The 1,132-nt window shown below is 73.1% G+C and carries 1 protein-coding gene; it reads left to right on the top strand.

Going from position 1 to position 1,132, the window contains the following annotated elements; all coding sequences use genetic code 11:
* Window positions 1-1,132, top strand: a 1,132-nt coding sequence (locus ACFO4E_RS30055) for a DUF222 domain-containing protein (protein WP_378580712.1), incomplete at both ends; no start/stop codon positions are given.

Here is a 1,132-nt window from a genome sequence, read left to right as displayed (position 1 = left end):
CGCCGACCTCCCTCGGGAGGTGACCCCCGAAGCCGAGCCTCCGCTGGCCGGGGGGTTGATGGCGGACTGGGTGCTCACCGTGGACCCCGCCACGCTGACCGGCGACGAGCAGCTGAATCTCATCGGCCGCTTCGAAGCCGCCAAGCGCTGGCTGGAAGCCGCCCAGCTCGACACCATGGCGGCCTTCGCCCGCACCCGCCTTGAGGGCCACCCCGCAGGCTCCACCCAGGTCAGTGCCGAAGAGGACGCCGCCGCCGAGATCGGCTGCGAACTCGGCGTCCCCTGCGCCCACGTCCTCACCCGGATCACCCACGCCCACCGCCTCGGCGAGGACTTCCCCGCCCTGCACCAAGCCCTCATCGAGGGGCACCTCGACGAATACCGGACCCGCATCGTGGTCGACGCCGCCCCCCTGGACTGGGACCCCGCGACCACCACCGCCTACCAGGCGCGAATGCTCGCCGACATGGGCGACAAATCCGGGGTGAAACTGAAGAACCTCGCCAAGAAGATCGTCCTGGAACTGGACCCCGCAGGCGCCGAGGAACGCAAGGCCCACACCATCGCCGACCGCGCCGTCAGGCTCCGCCACGGCGAGGCCGCCACCGAACCCGGTACCGCATCGGTGTCCATCACCGACATCGACACCACCGACGCCCTGGCCATCCACCAGCGCCTGAGCGCCATCGCCCGCGCCCTCCAGGCCGATGCCCCGGGCACCCAGGACATGACCGGCGGCGACACCCGGCAGTCCCTGGACCGGCTCCGCGCCGACGTGGCCGTGAGCCTGCTGCTGGGCCGCCTGCCCTCCACCACCGGCACCGAGATCCCGCCGGAGGTGGCCGAGTACGACGACGCCGCCGGTGCCGGGGAGCGGCAGGTGGTCATCCCCGGGCTGGCCGCCCCCGCCCCGGTGCCGTTCTCGCCGGTCGGCAAGCTCCACGTCATCATCCCGCTGGCCGCCCTCCCCGCTGAGATGGGCGGCCAGGGGTCCCGGGCGCTGGGCGAGATCCCCGGCCACGGGCCGATCCTCGCCGAGGCCGCCCGCGAACTCGCGAAGGAAGCCACCGACAAGGCCACCCGGTGGTGCTACACGGTGGTCGACGAGGAGGGAACCCCGGTGGCCGAGGGC

It is taken from the genome of Nocardiopsis mangrovi, assembly GCF_042653925.1.
Classification (GTDB): Bacteria; Actinomycetota; Actinomycetes; order Streptosporangiales; family Streptosporangiaceae; genus Nocardiopsis_B; species Nocardiopsis_B mangrovi.
Note: the sequence above shows the minus strand (reverse complement) of the source record. Positions and strands in the feature narration are given on the sequence as shown.